This window comes from Myxococcus qinghaiensis (genome assembly GCF_024198215.1).
Classification (GTDB): domain Bacteria; phylum Myxococcota; class Myxococcia; order Myxococcales; family Myxococcaceae; genus Myxococcus; species Myxococcus qinghaiensis.
In genome coordinates this window covers 74514-90998 of sequence record NZ_JAKCFA010000006.1, presented here as the reverse complement: position 1 = coordinate 90998, position 16485 = coordinate 74514, and the positions used below count along the sequence as shown (strand labels likewise).

Genomic DNA, 16485 nt, shown 5'->3' with positions numbered 1-16485 from the left:
CTCATGACGCAACCTCACGTCCAGGCCGGCTGCCCGCCCCTCCACGACCAGGGCGGCTCCCAGACGGCCTCGCGGTCCGCCTGCCTTCAGCCGGTGCGGGCTCCCTGCTTGCTCGCCACCACGCAGTCGCACCGGAAATCTCCTGGCTGTCCAACGCCGCGTTCCGGTGACAGTGCGTCTTTATCGATACACCTTAAGCGGTCTGCGCTGGTTTGACAGGAATTGAGAGGGGCCTAGAATGAGACACACGGTTGAAACTGATTTCGCGTCTCAGACCCCTCCTGTGAAGGCTTCCTCCAAGGTGGACGGGGGGTTGGGGTGAATGAAGGCACCCCTGCCCCCCGCTCCATGTCTTGGAAGAAGCGGCTGGAGTGGTCAGCCCAGCGCGCCGTGTTTCAGGGGCGTGGAGCCGTCCACGCGCTTTCCGACGCGCGCGCGGCGTGACTTGCCCAGCACGTGCGCCAGGTAGCGGCCGGTGTGGCTGCCCGGGACTTTGGCGACGCTCTCCGGCGTGCCCACGGCGAGCACCTGTCCGCCGCCCGCGCCGCCCTCGGGGCCCATGTCGATGAGCCAGTCCGCGCTCTTGATGACATCCAGGTTGTGCTCGATGACGAGCACGCTGTTGCCCGCGGCGACCAGCCGGTTGAGCACGGACAACAGCTTGCGGATGTCCTCGAAGTGCAGGCCGGTGGTGGGCTCGTCGAGGATGTAGAGCGTGCGGCCGGTGGCCACGCGCGCCAGCTCCCGGGCCAGCTTGATTCGCTGGGCCTCGCCGCCGGACAGGGTGGGGGAGGGCTGTCCCAGGCGGATGTAGCCCAGGCCCACATCACCCAGCGTCTGGAGCACGCGCATGATGTCCTTGTGCGCGGCGAAGTGCTCCATGGCCTCGCGCACGCTCATGTCGAGCGTCTCCGCGATGTTCTTCCCCTTGTAGCGCACGCGCAGCGTCGCCTCGTTGAAGCGCTTGCCGGCGCACACCTCGCAAGGCACGTACACGTCCGCCAGGAAGTGCATCTCCACCAGCTTGACGCCGTCGCCCTCGCACGACTCGCAGCGGCCGCCCTTGACGTTGAAGCTGAAGCGGCCCGGGCCGTAGCCGAACGTGCGCGCCTCCGGCGTCATCGCGAACACCTCGCGGATGGCGTCGAACAGCTTGGTGTACGTGGCGGGGTTGCTGCGCGGGGTGCGGCCGATGGGCCGCTGGTCGATGTCGATGACCTTGTCCAGGTGCTCGAAGCCCAGCACGGCCTTGTGCTTCCCGGGGGACTCGCGGCTGTCGTACAGGTGCTTGGCGAGCGCGGGGTAGAGAATCTCGTTGATGAGCGTGGACTTGCCCGCGCCCGACACGCCGGTGACGGCGGTGAAGACGCCCAGCGGAATCACCGCGTCCACGTCGCGCAGGTTGTTCTCCTTCGCCCCCTGAATCACCAGCTGGTGCTTGGGATTGGGCGCGCGGCGCTGCTCGGGGATTTCAATCTCCAGCCGTCCGGACAGGTAGCCGCCCGTGGTGCTGTTCTCGTCCGCCATCACCTGCTTGGGCGTGCCCTGGGACACCACTTCGCCCCCCAGCTCACCGGCGCCCGGGCCGAAGTCCACCAGCCAGTCCGCCTCCTCCATCGTCTCCTCGTCATGCTCCACGACGATGACGGAGTTGCCCAAATCGCGCAGGCGCTTGAGCGTGGTCAACAGCTTGCCGTTGTCGCGCTGGTGCAGGCCGATGGAGGGCTCATCCAGGATGTAGATGACGCCCGTCAGCTCGCTGCCCATCTGCGACGCCAGCCGGATGCGCTGGCTCTCCCCGCCCGACAGAGTGGACGCGGTGCGGTCCAGCATGAGGTAGCCCAGGCCCACGTCGACCAGGAAGGACAGGCGGCTGCGAATCTCCTTCAGGAGCTCCGTGGCGATCTTCCGCTCCTGCGCCGTCAGCCCCAGCTCGCCCAGGAACCCGAGCGCGTCGGAGATGGTCAGCCGGCTCAGCGCGACAATCGAGTGCCCGTGCACCTTCACCGCGCGGCTCTCCGGCCGCAGGCGCTCGCCCGCGCAGGTGGGGCAGGGCTTGTTGCTGAAGTACTTCTGCAGCTCGGTGCGCCGGGCCTCGGACGTCGTCGTCTTGAAGTTGCGCATCAAGCGCTCGACCAGGCCCTCCCACTCCATCTTGTACTGGCCGCCCTCGCCCCACTCGACGGTGAAGCTCTTGCCCTTGCCGCCGTACATCAGCGTGTCGCGCTCGCGCTTGGACAGCTTCGCGAAGGGCACGTCCAAATCAATCTTGAACGCCTTGGCCAGGCTCTCCACGAAGTCCGCCGTCCAGCCCTCGCCGCGATTCATGCCGCTGGCCCAGGGTTCAATGGCGCCGTCGCGGACGCTGCGAGACGGGTCCGGGACGATGAGGTCCGGGTCCATCTCCGGCCGCGTGCCCAGGCCGTTGCAGTCCGTGCACATGCCCAGCGGGTTGTTGAAGGAGAACGACGCGGGCGTCAAATCGCCGAAGGAGATGCCGCAGGCGGGGCACGCGTTGAGCTCGCTCATCACCCGGTCCGACGTGGACGCGCCCGTCTCGTCGGTGATGATGAGGGTGCCCTTGCCCTCGCGCAGCGCCGTCTCCACGGAGTCGGTGAGCCGCGTCTTGATGTCCGCCTTGAGCACCAGCCGGTCGATGACCAGCTCGATGTCGTGCTTGGACTTCTTGTCCAGCTCGACCCGCTCCTCCAGGCTCTTGAGCTTCCCGTCGATACGGGCGCGGGAGAAGCCGCGCTTCTGCGCCTCGGTGAGCAAATCCTTGTGCTCGCCCTTGCGGTTGGTGACGAGCGGCGCCAGCACCTGCACCTTGCTGCCCGCGGGCATCTTCAGGATTTCGTCGACAATCTGCTGGGCGCTCTGCTTGCCCACCTTGCGCCCGCAGTTGGGGCAGTGCTGCACGCCGATGGAGGCATAGAGGACGCGCAGGTAGTCGTGCACCTCGGTGACGGTGCCCACCGTCGAGCGCGGGTTGTTGCTGGCCGCCTTCTGCTCGATGGAGATGGTGGGCGACAGGCCCCGGATGGTGTCGTACTTGGGCTTCTCCATCTGCCCGAGGAACTGGCGGGCATAGGCGGAGAGGCTCTCGACATAGCGCCGCTGACCTTCCGCGTAGAGCGTGTCGAAGGCGAGCGAACTCTTGCCGGACCCCGAGACTCCCGTGAAGACGACCAGCTTCTTCTTTGGGATATCCAGGGAGACGTTCTTGAGGTTGTGCTCCTTGGCGCCTCTCAGGGAAATGACGTCGGGCTCGGACATGATGGGCGGGCGATCTACCACTGAATAGGTGTTCCGGTAGTGGGAAAACTCGGGAGGGTGGGTAGATGGTCCTCAACGCGCGGCGTTGCTCCCACACTCCCACCTGGGCAGGACACCGGACGGCCGGCTCTGGCGCACTGGAGGGCGGGCCGGGAATCCGATAGAGGGGGCGCTCTCCATGACACCCCGCTGGGTCCTCCCCGTGCGTTATCGCGGCGCGCCGCTGCTCGTCTTCTCGAGCGTGCTGTTCGCGGTGATGGCGCTGTGCACCCGCCTGCTCTCCGGCCGTCTGTCGCCAGGGCAGGTGGCGTCCGGCCGTTTCCTCATCGGCCTGCTCTTCCTCGCCGCCTACTACCCGGTGCTGGGGCGCAGGCCGCGCTTCGGTCGCCTGCCGCTGTGGGTGCTCCGAGGCGTCTTTGGCGGCGCGGCCGTCTACCTGTACTTCGTCGCCATCGACCGGATGACGGTGGGCCCCGCGGTGCTGCTCAACGCGTGCTGGCCCATCTACGCGGCCATCATTGGATGGGTCTTCTTGAAGGAGCGGGTGACGGGGGCGCTGCTCGCGGGGCTCGTGCTCACCACCGTCGGCGCGGGGCTCGTCATGTGGAGCACCATGGAGGGCGGGGTGTCGCTGTCGCTGGGGCTGGGCGCGTGGGCGGGCATGGGCTCGGCGGTGCTGGGCGGCGCGGCCGTCGTCGTGGTGCGCGCGCTTCGCCACGGGACGGACGCGGCCACCGTGTTCCTCTCCTTCTGTCTCTTCGGTCTGCTCTTCAGCCTGCCCTTCGCGCTGCACGACTGGAGGCCGCTCGGCTGGGATGTCGCGCTTCCACTGCTGGGCGTGGGTTTGACCTCCGTGGTGGCGCAGATGACCTTCACGTATGCCTTCGGCTACGTCACCGCGGTAGCGGGCGGGGTCGCCACGCAGCTCACGCCCGTCTTCTCCTGGGTGCTGGGCGCGGTGCTGTTGGGCGAGGCCGTCTCGCCGCTGGCCGTCACGGGTGCCCTGGTGTGCATGGTGGGTGTGCTCTGGGGTACGGGAATGCTGGAGCGCTGGCGCTCGACGCCGGCCCGCACCGCGCCGTGAGCCGCGGGCGGGGGACCGGTTTCTCCTGATTGCTACCCGCCGTTCCTGAAAGAAATTCAGTCCCACCCGCGCACGAGGAAATGTCGTTCCCACCGCGGGGAACTCCGTTTCCCAGGCAGGCCCAAGGCTTGCCACGTTGGCCGGTGGACTTCGCCACCCCCCCATGAACGGGCACTCGGGTTGCAAAGCGCCCCCTCCGCCGGAATCGCGCGGTACGAGATCGCGCGGGTCCGGGCTCGGGGAAGTCGTGGGGAGGCTGGTATGCGACGTGTGTTCTGGGTGGCGTGGGTGGCGGCGGCGTTGGTCCTGGGGATGGGCTGTGAGCGCCCGTCGTCGCAGCGCGCGAAGAGCGCCTTCCTGGTGCGTCCAGAGACCATCGACTTCGGCGCCGCGGCGCTGGGGCGGACGAAGAGCTTCAAGCTGAAGCTGACCAACGGTGGCCGCGCGGCGTACCGCGTGGAAGGCGCCCTCTCCAGCATCCCCAATGTGTCGGTGCCGCCGTTCGAGCCCTTCACCCTGGGCGCGGGCGCGGAGCGCGAAATCGAGGTGCACTTCAAGCCCGACGTGGAGGGCTCGGTGCAGGGCTCGCTGGAGCTCATCACCGACGCGGACTCGCGGGGCGAGGTGCCGGTGTCCGGGCGGGGCGTGAAGGCCTTCCTGGAGGTGCCTGACACGGAGCTGGACTTCGGCAACGTGTCCATGGGCTTCGTGGAGATGCGGCAGGTGACGGTGCGCAACACGTCGGACGTGGACACGCCGCTGGCGGTGTCCGTCCAGGGCGCGGACGCGGACCAGTTCACCGCGGAGCGCGGCGAGCCGGAGATGCTGGCCCCGGGTGAGCAGCGCGTGCTGTCGGTGGCCTTCGCGCCCCGGCGGCTGGGCTCGGCGACGGCGGAGCTGCGCGTCGTCGTGTGCGAGGGTTGTGAGCCGGCCGTGGTGCCGCTCAAGGGGACGGGCGTGGCCTCCAAGCTGGAGGTGACGCCGCTGCGGCTGGACTTCGGGCGCGTGGCGCTGGGGGCCAGCGCGGAGCAGTCCATCACCGTGCGCAACCAGGGCACGGAGCCGCTGCGCTGGTCGGGCGTCGAGCTTCAGGCGAACCCCGGTGGTGTCTACCGCGTGGTGAGCGAGCCGGTGCTGAGCGGCGGCATGCTGGCGCCGAGCGCCAGCGTGGAGATTCGCGTGGCCTTCACGCCCGTCGTCCTGGGGCGCGCGGGTGAGGGCCGGGTGGAGGTGGGGGTGCGGGAGCAGGGCTCCACCGCGCCGGGCCCCAAGGTGTCGCTGACGGGCGAGGGTGGCACGTCGTGCGTGGCGGTGCTGCCGCGCAAGGTGGACTTCGGCGTGGTGGCGGAAGGCATGACGGCGACGCGCTCGGTGGAGGTCGTCAACCGCTGCCGTGACAGCGTGCTCGTCAACAACCTGCGGCTGGACACGGCGCAGGGCGGCTACTTCACCCTGGCGCAGGCGCCGGCCAGCGTGACGGTGCTCTCCGGTCAGTCGGCCTTCGTGGGGGTGACGTTCAGCCCTCGCGTGGGCTCGGTGGGCGTCAGTGAAGGCCAGCTCGCCGTCACGGTGCGCGCGGGCAGCACGACGTCCACGGAGGCGGTGTCGCTCAAGGGCGAGGGGCGCGCCTTCCAGCCGTGCCAGTACGCGCTGCCGTCGCAGCTTCGCTTCGGCAAGGTGCCGGTGGGCGCGGAGGTGTCGCTCGGCGTGTCGCTGCGCAACACCGGCACGGAGGCGTGCTACCTGGCGTCCATGCAACTGGTGGCGGGCTCGGACCCGTCCTTCGTGGCCACGGCGGTGCCCAACGGGGTGCTGCTGCCCAACCAGAAGGCCACGCTCGTCGTGCGCTTCAAGCCGGAGGCGGAGGGCGCTTTCGAGGGGCTCGCGGAGGCGTGGGTGAACCACCCGTCGCTCGGCCACCCGCTGGTGACGCTGGTGGGTGAGGGTGTGAAGGGCTGCTTCGCGGTGCAGCCCACCACGGTGGACTTCGGCATCACCAAGCTGTCGTGTGGTCCGCGCACGCGGGAGTTCCTGGCCATCAACGAGTGCATCGGTCCCGTGAAGGTCGCGGGCATGGAGCTGGAGCAGACGGGCAGCGAGTTCGAGGTGTCGTCGGCCAGTCCCTTCCCTGCGACGATCGCGGCGGGCGCCCGGGTGAAGCTGACGGCGCGCTACACGCCGGTGGACGACGGGGATGACGCGGCGGCCGTGCGCTTCCGGCTGGAGGATGGCGGCGAGTACACGGCGGGCCTGGTGGGCCGGGGCGTGACGAAGGCGGAGCAGACGGACCGCTTCTTCCAGGAGTCGAAGGCGAAGGTCGACGTGCTCTTCGTGGTGGATAACTCCGGCTCGATGATGGAGGAGCAGCAGAGCCTGGGGCAGAACTTCGCGGCCTTCCTGAGCGCGGCGAGCGCGGCGGCGGTGGACTACCGCATCGGCGTCACCACGACGGGCCTGGACTCGTCTCCGGGGGGCTGGTCCGAGTGCCCGGGTGGCGCGCAGGGCGGAGAGAACGGGCGCCTGTTCCCGGTGGATGGCTCGCGGGCCCGCATCATCACCCCGGACACGCCGGACGCGGCGGGAGTCTTCGCCGCCAACACGCAGGTGGGCGTGTGTCACTGGAACGAGCAGGGCCTGGACGCGGCGCACCGCGCCCTGTCGGACCCGCTGCTCTACAACCAGGACGACGGCCGCACCCCGCTGCCCAACGACGGCAACGGTGGCTTCCTGCGCGAGGAGGCGAAGCTGGCCATCATCTTCCTCTCGGACGAGGAGGACTTCAGCTCGCAGCCGGTGTCCTTCTACGAGACGTATTTCCTGGCGCTGAAGGGCAACGACAAGTCCAAGCTCAGCATCAACGCGATTGTCGGCCCCATGGACCTGGCCACCTGCCCGACGTCGAGCAGCTCCGGCAGCCGCTATATCCAGCTGGCGAGCGCGACGGGCGGCGTGGTGGAGAGCATCTGCACGCCGAACTGGGCCGCGTCGCTGGAGAAGCTCTCCAACAGCGCCTTCGGTCCCAACCGCAACTTCCCGCTGTCGGAGATGCCCGCCGACTCCACGCGCATCGTCGTCGAGGTGGACGGCGTGCAGGTGACGTCCGGCTGGCACTACGATGCTCGCACCAACACCGTCATCTTCGACCGTGACGCGGCGCCCGCGCCGGGCTCGCTGGTGGAGGTGACGTACCCGCTGGGCTGCAACTAGGACTTGCTCGCGAGGCAGTGACGGCGCCGCGCTTCACCTCCGGGTGGGGCGCGGCGTTTCGCGTCAGGGGCTTCGCTACGCGTTGCACCGTCGCTCGAACTGGTCGACGCAGAGGAACGTGTGCAGGAGGCTGGCGGCGAAGATGACCGGCGCGATGCAACACCAGCAGAAGGGGATGGCGTTGCAGCACAGCATGGAGAAGACGAAGCGCGGTGGTTGGACCGGACCGCGGCGTCATGGTGCATCCGGGCCACCTCGACTCCAAAGCCCAGCACCTGGGCCCGGTCTGACCGATTCAGGTGCTCCAAGGCTCGCCCCGCCTCGGCGATGACCTCCTGGCCCTGCTCGATGACTTCCTTCAAGCCGACTGACGCGAGCAGGTCGGCGACCTGCCTCTCGTCTCTGTGCGGGGAGTCGGAATCAGCGCATGAACATCCCATGGTCGTCCTGGCCTTTCCTGGCGCCGTAGACGTGGCTGCCATGCTTGATTCGAGTCCTGTCGCCTCGGACGTGACTTGCTCCGTCCGGCGGAGCTGACCCGACCAGGAAGCCCTTGGCTGCTCCAAGGGCAGGGGCTTGCTCAGGGTCCTCGTTGCCGGAGCCGACAGGGCTTCAGCGAAGGAGCTCGTCCGGATTGTCTCGGTGCCCTGAGCCCCTCGCGCTCTCGGGGCTCGAGCCGTCCGCGCCGCCGTCGGGGGTCTTGCGGCACGCATGCTTCTTCGGACCCGCGCGGAAGGCCATCTGCTGGTCGCCCGTCCCACCGTCCGCCATGCCCCGGCTGCTGCTGGGGCTGTCGGGGTCGGCGCTCGGGTCGGAGCGCGCCGTCTCCTGGGGCGGGAAGAGATTGGGGAAGACCCTCTCGAGGAACATCCGGATATAGGGCGGAATCACGGGACCGCCCTGGGGGCGCGAGCTGGTGGGGCTGTCGCCATCCGTGCTGGGGTCTCCGCCCCGTGCGACGCGCGCGAAAGAGTCGACCGTCGAGCGGCCCGTCAGTGTCTGTCGAAGCGGGGCCGCTCCGTGCTGCCGCCGGTCCACGGCTGGCTGGGAGGGCTTCGGAGGCGGCTTCACCGCGACGGCGAGACGCCGCAGCGCGACCGCCGCATGACGCAAGGGAGGCAACATGGGGGAGCTCCTGACTTCGGAATTCAGGCTTGCTTCATTCTCCAGGAAACCAAGCGGAGAGTTGCCGATGCGCGCTCAAGGACTGGAGCGGGCTTGTTTCCAGAGGGCCACCTCGCGGGCCTGGGCTTGTTTGGCTTTGCCCGCGGAGGTGAAGGCCGCGAGGGCCTCGTCGGCGAGCGCGAGCGCCTGGGGCCGTGAGGATTTCGTGGCCCAGAGGGCCTGGGCCAGGGTGAACTGGAGCTCCGCCCTTCGAGTGGGGCTCCACCCCAGCGGCTGGATGATGTCGAGCGCGCGCTGGGCGGCGACGCGGGCGTTTTCGGGCTGCTTCAACTCCAGCCAGGTGCGCGCCAGCTCGACGAGCGAGGTGACGAGCCGGGGCTGACGCGGGCCGCCATCCGCCTCCTTGCGAGCGAGCACCGCTTGCACCTCCACCAGGGCTTCACGCGCTCTGCCCGCCTTGCGCAGCACCGCCGCTCGCTCCTCCCGCGTGCGCAATGTGGAGGCGTCCTTCTCCCCGAGCAGCCGCGTCTGGAGGGCCAGCGTCCGCTCATACCCCTTCAGCGCCGCGACGAAGTGGCCCTGTCGGTCCTCGAGCGAGGCCAGGGCCTGGAGGGACCTGGCGTACTCCGCATGCTCCTCACCGAAGGCGCGTGCCGTCAGCGCCAGGGCCTTCTCGTGGTGCACCCGGGCCGAATCAAAACGCTCCAACTGCTCATGCAGGCGCCCCAGGTCATTGTGGAGCCGGATGGTGTCCAGGTGCGTGTCGCCGAGCGTGCCTTCGCGAAGAGCGAGGGCCTGCTCGTAGAAGGAGACCGCGGCCTCGGGGCCCTCCAGCAGTCGGCGGGCATCTCCCAGGAGGATGAGGGTGTTGGCGACCAGGGGATGTCCCGCGCCCAGCTGGCGTCGCTGGATGGCGAGGGCCCGGTCGTAGAGCGAGACGGCGTCGGCGGGGCTTCCCTGTCGCGTGCGCACGAGGGCGAGGTTGGTGAGGACCTTGGCGGTGTCCAGGTGCTCGGGGCCGAGGACGCGCTCGCGCAGGACGAGGGCGCGCTGGTAGTGCTCCAGGGATTGGGGGAGCTGGCCTTCGCCGAAGTACACCAGGCCCAGGTTGTTCTCCAGCCGGCCCGCGCTCTCGTCATCCGAGCCCACGCGCTCCATCAGCGCCCGCGCCTGGGCGGCCTGCTCCAGCCCGCGCTTCATGTCCTCCAGCTCGTAGCCGATGACGAAGACCAGGTCCGTCGCCGCTCGCAGGGCCAGCCGGTCATGGCGCCCGGCGAGCCCGGCCCGTACGGCCTCGGTCCAGGAGCGCTCGGCCTCTTCGTTCCGAGCGAGCCGGTGCTCCAGCCAGCCAGCGACATGGAGCACCTCCGCCTCCAGCGGGCGGTAGCCGAGCGCACGGGCCTCCTCCAGCGCGGCCGTGGCCTCCGTCCGTCCCTGCGCGTAGCGCCCCGTCTCCAGCAGCACCTGGGCCCGTGACAGCCGCAGCCGGGTCTGCTCCAGCCGCGCGCGAGCAGCGGGGTCCTGGGGCTCGGGTGCGAGGGAGAGGATGGACTCCACGCGTGAGCAGTCGGAGACGGGGGGAAGTCGCAGCGAGGCCTCGGCGGCCTTCTGCACCAGGGCCGCGTCCGCGCGCTCCAAGGCGTCAGCGAGGACGTCAAGGGATTGGCGGCGGGAGTCCAGGCAGGCCATGCGCAACGCGAGCACGTTCTCTGGTTGCTCGTGGCGCACGTGGGTGGCCTCGCACGTCTCGGTGTAGCCGGCCTCCCAGGCCCGCGCGTAGTCGGAGAGGTGTCGGGCCACCGCGTCCATGGTGGACCCCGCCAGGGATGCGCCCGTGGCGAGCATCGCCGCGCGCACCCGTGCCTCGCGGGGAGCGCTCCACACCGAGGCGAGGCGGGCGCTGGCGCCGGTGCAGGGCGCGGGCTCGGCGAAGAGCCGTGGCAGGGTGGCGAGGGCCGCCAGTCCCGCGACGGCGCCCACGGTGGCCCACAGCCGGGTGCGCCGCCGGGCCGGGTCCTTCCCGAGGTCCTCCAGGAGCGCATCCATGGAGGCATACCGGTCCGCGGGCGAGACGCTCAGCCCGCGCAGCACCACGCGGCGCACCCACGCGGGGACGTCCGTGTCATGCGCGGGGGACTGGAGGTGCTGGAAGTCGGGAGGGTGGCCCTTGGCGAAGGGGCGGATGCGGAAGAGCGCCTCGTACAGGGTGACGCAGAAGCTGAACTGGTCCCCTCGGGCATCCATGGGCTCGCCGCTCCATTGCTCGGGCGGCATGTAGGCCGGTGTTCCCACCAGCGAGCCCGTGCGAGTCAGGGGCGCGGCGTCGTCGTCGGGGAGGTTCGCGCGTGGAGGCGTGGGCAGGGCGGGCGCGGTGTCCTGGAGGCGCGCGAGTCCGAAGTCCGTCACGCGGGCGCGGCCCTGGGCATCGACGAGCACGTTGTCGGGCTTGAAGTCGCGGTGGATGAGCTGCGCGGCGTGCGCCGCGGCGAGGCCCTGGCCCGCCTGCTTGAACAGGTGCAGCACCTGTCGCCACGTGCGAGGGGTCTCCTTGAGCCACTGGCGCAGCGTGGGGCCTTCGACGAACTCCATCGCCATGAAGAGTCGGCCGTCCACGGTGCCCACGTCGAAGACGGTGATGACGTGGGGGTGTGAGAGCCGGGCTACGGCCTGGGCCTCGCGAAGCAGGCGTTGCTCCAGCTCCCTGGCGCCCGCGCCGTCCAGCGCGCGCACCAGTTTGAGGGCGACCCTGCGGTCCAGTCGAGGGTCATAGGCGCTCAGCACCACGCCCATGCCTCCGGCGCCCACGCGGTCCAGGACCACGTAGCGGCCCAGCTGGGTGCCTCGTCCGGGCGCGGACGCGGGGGCTGTCGGCTTGTCGGTGCCGGGCTTCGCCTCGGGGACGTCCACCACCGTGGTCTGCGCGGGGCCTCGGGCCGCTTCACCCACCAGGGCGAGGCACGCCGAGCATTGGTCCAGGTGTGCTTCCACCGCCTGCGCCTGGGAATGCCCCAGGGCACGCTCGCAGTACGCCAGGAGGGTGTTCTCGTCGGGGCAGTCCATGGTCTCAGCGCAGCAGGTGCCTGACGCTCAAGTCCAGGCCGCTCAGGAGGGTGCGGGCCAGACTGTCCAGCTCGGAGTCTTCGACCTTGAGTCGCCGGCGCAGCTCCGCGTGGGTCCGTTCGGCGAGCGTGTCCCTGGCGGCCTTGAGCCACCGCGTCATCGTGGCGCGACTCACGCCGTGCACGCGGCCGATGTCCTCCACGCCCACGTTCTCCACCAGGTGCAGTCGGAGGAAGGCGCGCTCGCGAAGCTCCATCGACGCGAGGGCGACGGCGATGGCTGCCTCGATGTCCGCGTGGTGGCGGTGTTTGAGCGCGGCGAAGGAGGCGTCCTGGACGGGCAGCAGCGCTTCTTCCAGGGGGATGGGGCGGGCGGCGCGCTCACGCAGCTCCGTGAGCGCGAGCCGCAGGGCGACGGTGCGGACCCAGGTCTCCAAGGGGCCGCGCCCGTCGTATTCGGCCAGACGGGGCGGGGCACCCTCGCGGGGAAGCAGCAGCCTTTCACGCAGTCGCTGCATCGCTTCGTCCACGACGTCGGGGGCCATGTGCCGCCGGGTCAGGGCCTGACGCGCGGTGGGGAGGAGGCGACGCTCGAAGTGGGCGAGCGCCGCCGGGAGCCCGCGAGCGCAGGCACACGCCAGATACAGGTCCTCCACGTGGCGGCCCGGTGTCGTCCCGCCGCGTGCGTTCAGATGGGAGCGGAAGACGTCCCGATTCAGCTCCACGCCGGGCCAGGCGGAGCTGGCCCTGAGGTACGCGTCCTCGTCGGGGCGGGGGAGGTCCATGTCCCTGGGAGTGTACAACGCTGGCTCCTGTTCCAGTCCGAGGCGCGAGAGCCAGGGACTGAGCGGTGGTGGACCGGGTGGACGACGTACCGCGTCGAGTCATCCCTGGGGCGGGCGGATGGCCGTGGCGAAGCCGCCGGCGTGGTGCTCGGCGAGGAAGCGTGAGAGCTGGTCCGGAGTCAGCACGCGGCAGGTGCTGGACGGGTCGTGGACGATGAAGTTGCCCTCGGGCGTCATGCCCGTCACGGCAATCCAGTGGCCGCCGGAGAAGTTGCCGGAGGCGTTGGGCGGCTGCTCGTTGGCGAGCATGACGCTGCTCTCGCCGTTGACGGCGACGAGGTTGCCGGCTTCGAGCTGCTGCTGAATCCACGCCGTATCGGAGCCGGCGCGAGTCTCGGAGGTGAGGCCCTGGTTCGCCGCCATCTGTTCGATGCCGACGTAGCCGGTGCCTTCCGCGCCCATGCCGATGGAGTTGGCGAGCTGGTTGATGAAGGCGCCGTCGGACATGCCGGCGCCGAGCCCGAAGCCCTTGAGAATCATCGCCATCGTGGTGGGGCCGCAGTTGGAGAAGCGGTTCCAGTCGTCCTCGGCGCCCTCGGAGTTGATTTGATTGATGTACGGCACGGGGTAGCGCTCGCCCGGCGTGGCGGGGGACTGGGGAGTGGAGCCGGGAGTCGGAGCGGAGTCCTGTGGGGGGACGCCGGGAGCGGGGACACCCTCGGGGCTCGTCGGAGGCGCGGGGACCTGGAGCGTGCTGCCAGCGTGGATGAGGTCCGGATTCTCCAGGCCATTGAGCTCGACGATCTGCCGGGCGATGTCCTCGACCGGGCCCGGCACGCCTTGCTGCATCAGGCTCCACGAGATGTCGCCCACGGTGTCGCCGGGCTGTACCTGCCAGTCGGTGGTCTGCGCCTCGGGAGCGGAGGACTCCAGGTTGTTTCGCAGCGCCTCGGCCACGCGAGTGCCCACCGCTTGCAACTCGCGCTGCTGGAGCGCGGTCTTGAGCTCTTCAAGCTTCCCTCCCGCCGCCGCATCGCCGAGTGACTCGCGAAGTGCGTGCCGCTGGAGCGCGGTCTCAAGGGCCTTGAGCTTCTCGCCTCCCGCATCGCTGAGCGCCTCGCGAAGCGCGTGCTGCTGGAGCGAGCTCTTGAGGTCGTCGAGCTTCCCGCTTCCCGCCGCGCCCAGGAGCAGCCTGGCTCGCACCGCCGCGCCCATATCTTCGAGCTTCTCGTCGCGTCGTGCCCGCTCGGCGGCCTCGCGGAGCTCCGGGCCCACGGTGCGCGCGAGGTGCTTCAGGTCCTCCGTCTTGCGCGGCGCCGGCCCCCGGGCATCGAAGGAATCCATGCGATGCCTCGGCGCGGGGTGTCCGGCGGGCGCCCTTCCGGACGCAGTCGACGTGTCGTGGGACGGCTTCCGCACGGGACGCGCGGCAACAGGGTGAAGGAGGGAACGGATGGTCATTTCGTGCTCCGCTGAGAGTGTTTGGAATGTTTGTCGATAGAGTGCGAATAATTGTTTCGTGTGTCCGTGAGGTTTCTCACGACGCCCCCAATCCCCCGGAGGAATGGAGAAAATCAGTGAATCCAGTGGGTTGTGGCTTCTTGGAGGAAAATTGAGCCACTAATTCTCCGGGCCACGTCTACCGGGTGAAAGGGTGCGTGAAACATTGTATCTGTCTGTGATTGAGCCCCGGGCCGGAGGTAGGGCTCACGGGGGGCACGCGCCCTGAAGTGTGGGTTTTCTGTCAGCGGTCGGTCCCCTGGGGCACGGATGACTCGACAGGGTGGGTGAGCGGGTGCACCCTTTCGGGCGCGATGCCGGAGACCCTCTTGGTTGCTGCCCTGGGTGATGTCCACGGTCGCTTCCACCGCGTGGAGACGTGGTTGGACGCGCTGGAGGAGTCGCGTGGGCGGCGCGTGGGAATGGTGCTGGCGGTGGGAGACGTGGAGGCGTTCCGCCGCGCGGATGACCATCGCCGCAAGGCCGCCAAGCGGACCATGCCCGCGGAGTTCGCCGAGTACGCGGACGGCCTGCGTCTCGTGAAGCGACCGCTGTACTTCATCGGCGGCAACAACGAGGACTTCGAGGCGCTGCACGACTTCCTGGACGGAGGCGAGCTGGCGCCGGGCGTCTCCTATCTGGGGCGCGCCGGCCTGCGGGAGTTATGTGGGCTCCGCGTGGCTTACCTCTCCGGCATCCACGCGCCGCGCTTCATCGACCAGCCCCTGAAGCGCCCCATCACCCAGGACCTCATGAAGCAGGCGGGGTACTTCCGCGCGGCGGAGGTGGAGCGGGTGATGGCGATGCGGGACGTGGACCTGATGCTCGTCCACGAGTGGCCCCGAGGCATCGTCCAGCGCGCCCGGGAGGAGAACCCCACGCCCCCCAGGCCCCTGCCTTCGTACTGGATTGGGAACGCCGTGACGCGGCGCCTGGTGGACACGGTGCAGCCGAAGTGGCTGCTGTGTGGCCACTCGCACAAGTCCTTCGCGGTGACGCTGGAGGGCGTCGGGCGGCCGGCGACGCGCATCGCCTGTCTGGACCAGGCCACCCGCCCGGAAGAGTCGGTCTTCTGGCTGGAGTACGAGGGCACCACCGTCCAGCGCGTCGGGTGGGGCACCTCCGGCCAGGTGTCATGGGAAGCAGGCCAGCGCTGGGACATGTCGGCGCTGCCGCCCATTCCCGTGGAGAGCGAGTCCAACGGCGATGACGCTCCCGTTGGAGTGATGTAGCGCCGCTCAGGGCTGTCCCACGTCCCAGTGCGTGAGCGACCACTGCGCATCCGGCGCCGCGAGCGGGCTCGGCGGAGGCGGCGGGGCGCCGGGGATGATGGGCCTGCGTCGCACGTTCGCATCGAGGAACCCACGGGTGGCACTCGCCATCGTGGCCCAGCCCCGGGCGATGTCCTCGGCGGCCCCCGCGGGTGCGAGGCCCGGGGTCAGCACCGAGGCCGCGCCCACGCTGGTGAAGTCCAGGTGGCGCATCCCCGTGATTCGAAGCCGCCACCGCTCCGCGCCACGCAGTGACTCCAGCAACCCGAAGTCGGGCACCATCGCGGCATCCCCCTCCTGGTACACGTGGAGCAGCGGGACGCGGTAGTTGTCCGCATGGAACTCCGGCAGGCCCGTCAGCCAGTCCTTGCCCGTGTGATTCGCGAGCCCTCCGTCCAGGCTCACCAGGGCGGCGGACTCGGGATGCGCGAGCACGAAGAGGAACGCGGCGCGAGCACCCAGGCTGTGTCCCACCACCGCCACGCGTGACGCATCGATGCGGCTGTCCGACTGGAGGAAGCGCAGCACCCGCTCCAGCGCGTGCGCCTGGGCCCGCGCGGTGGCGAGCACGTCCAGGTCCGGCCCCGGTGGCGCGCGACGTGTCGTCGACGGTGTGGTCGCCACGACGTAGCCGTGGCTCGCCAGGTACTCGGCCAGCACGGCCTGATGATGGGCGGACTGGTCTCTCCCCTGGACCATCAACACGAGCGGGAAGCGGCCTGGCGCGGGCGGCGCATCCGGCACGGCGGCCATGAGCGAGTCGAGCCAGGCGCTGGTGCTCTCCTCGGGAACGCCGTGGTCGATGAGGCCTTGCTCGTACTGCGTCACCGCGTCGTTCGCGAGGCGCGCGTCGCCCGTGGCCTCGGGATGCTCCTCGGTGCTGCTGAGTCCCACGTAGTCTCTGTAGTGCACGCGGAGCGCCGGGTCTCCGCCGCGCGCGGGATACCAGAGGGTGAGCTGGAGCGGCGACGCGTCCGCCGTGTCCGGAGGGATGGGCCGCAGGCGCAGGCCCACGTTCCACGGCCCCATTTCGAGCGTGCCCCAGAGGGGCGGCGTCACCGCCACCGGCTCCGGAGGGACCAACAGGTAGGTGGGCGCGAACTGTCGCGCGGACTGACAGCCCGTCACGAGCAGCAGCGCGGCCAGGCCTCCGAGCCACGCGAGGCGAGTAGCTTGGG

Annotated in this window: 9 protein-coding genes; 3 read left to right on the top strand and 6 right to left on the bottom strand. The window is 69.9% G+C overall.

The annotated features are described in order from the left end of the window. Positions 1 to 375: 375 nt before the first annotated feature. Positions 376 to 3276 (bottom strand): excinuclease ABC subunit UvrA, encoded by a 2901-nt coding sequence (gene uvrA / locus LZ199_RS12460; RefSeq protein ID WP_253993892.1) that lies wholly within the window; start codon positions 3274 to 3276, stop codon positions 376 to 378. Positions 3277 to 3454: 178 nt separating this feature from the next. Here uvrA and LZ199_RS12455 point away from each other — a divergent pair, with 178 nt between their 5' ends. Together LZ199_RS12455 and LZ199_RS12450 are read left to right on the top strand one after the other, a co-directional pair. After that, positions 3455 to 4360, top strand: a complete 906-nt coding sequence (locus LZ199_RS12455; RefSeq protein ID WP_253993891.1) for a DMT family transporter — start codon at positions 3455 to 3457, stop codon at positions 4358 to 4360. 261 nt (positions 4361 to 4621) lie between these two features. Next, complete coding sequence (locus tag LZ199_RS12450; protein WP_253993890.1) at positions 4622 to 7567, top strand: choice-of-anchor D domain-containing protein; 2946 nt, start codon at positions 4622 to 4624, stop codon at positions 7565 to 7567. Positions 7568 to 8179: 612 nt separating this feature from the next. Here the strand turns inward: LZ199_RS12450 and LZ199_RS12445 are convergent. The 4 genes from LZ199_RS12445 to LZ199_RS12430 all read right to left on the bottom strand — a co-directional run bounded on the left by LZ199_RS12445 (position 8180) and on the right by LZ199_RS12430 (position 13880). Next, positions 8180 to 8692 carry a hypothetical protein gene (locus LZ199_RS12445; protein WP_253993889.1) on the bottom strand — a complete coding sequence of 171 codons (513 nt, stop codon included), beginning with the start codon at positions 8690 to 8692 and terminating at the stop codon, positions 8180 to 8182. A gap of 75 nt (positions 8693 to 8767) precedes the next feature. After that, entirely contained in the window at positions 8768 to 11752 is a 2985-nt protein-coding gene (locus tag LZ199_RS12440) for a serine/threonine-protein kinase (protein WP_253993888.1), read from the bottom strand. 4 nt (positions 11753 to 11756) lie between these two features. Further along, positions 11757 to 12536 carry a sigma-70 family RNA polymerase sigma factor gene (locus tag LZ199_RS12435; protein WP_253993887.1) on the bottom strand — a complete coding sequence of 260 codons (780 nt, stop codon included), beginning with the start codon at positions 12534 to 12536 and terminating at the stop codon, positions 11757 to 11759. A 99-nt stretch (positions 12537 to 12635) separates the two neighbouring features. Further along, entirely contained in the window at positions 12636 to 13880 is a 1245-nt protein-coding gene (locus tag LZ199_RS12430) for a C39 family peptidase (protein ID WP_253993886.1), read from the bottom strand. A 470-nt stretch (positions 13881 to 14350) separates the two neighbouring features. Between LZ199_RS12430 and LZ199_RS12425 the strand changes: the two genes are divergently transcribed. Further along, positions 14351 to 15268 carry a metallophosphoesterase family protein gene (locus LZ199_RS12425; RefSeq protein WP_253993885.1) on the top strand — a complete coding sequence of 306 codons (918 nt, stop codon included), beginning with the start codon at positions 14351 to 14353 and terminating at the stop codon, positions 15266 to 15268. 6 nt (positions 15269 to 15274) lie between these two features. Here the strand turns inward: LZ199_RS12425 and LZ199_RS12420 are convergent, their stop codons facing one another. Continuing rightward, on the bottom strand, positions 15275 to 16435 hold the full coding sequence (locus tag LZ199_RS12420; RefSeq protein WP_253993884.1) for a dienelactone hydrolase family protein: 1161 nt from the start codon (positions 16433 to 16435) through the stop codon (positions 15275 to 15277). Positions 16436 to 16485 lie beyond the last annotated feature (50 nt).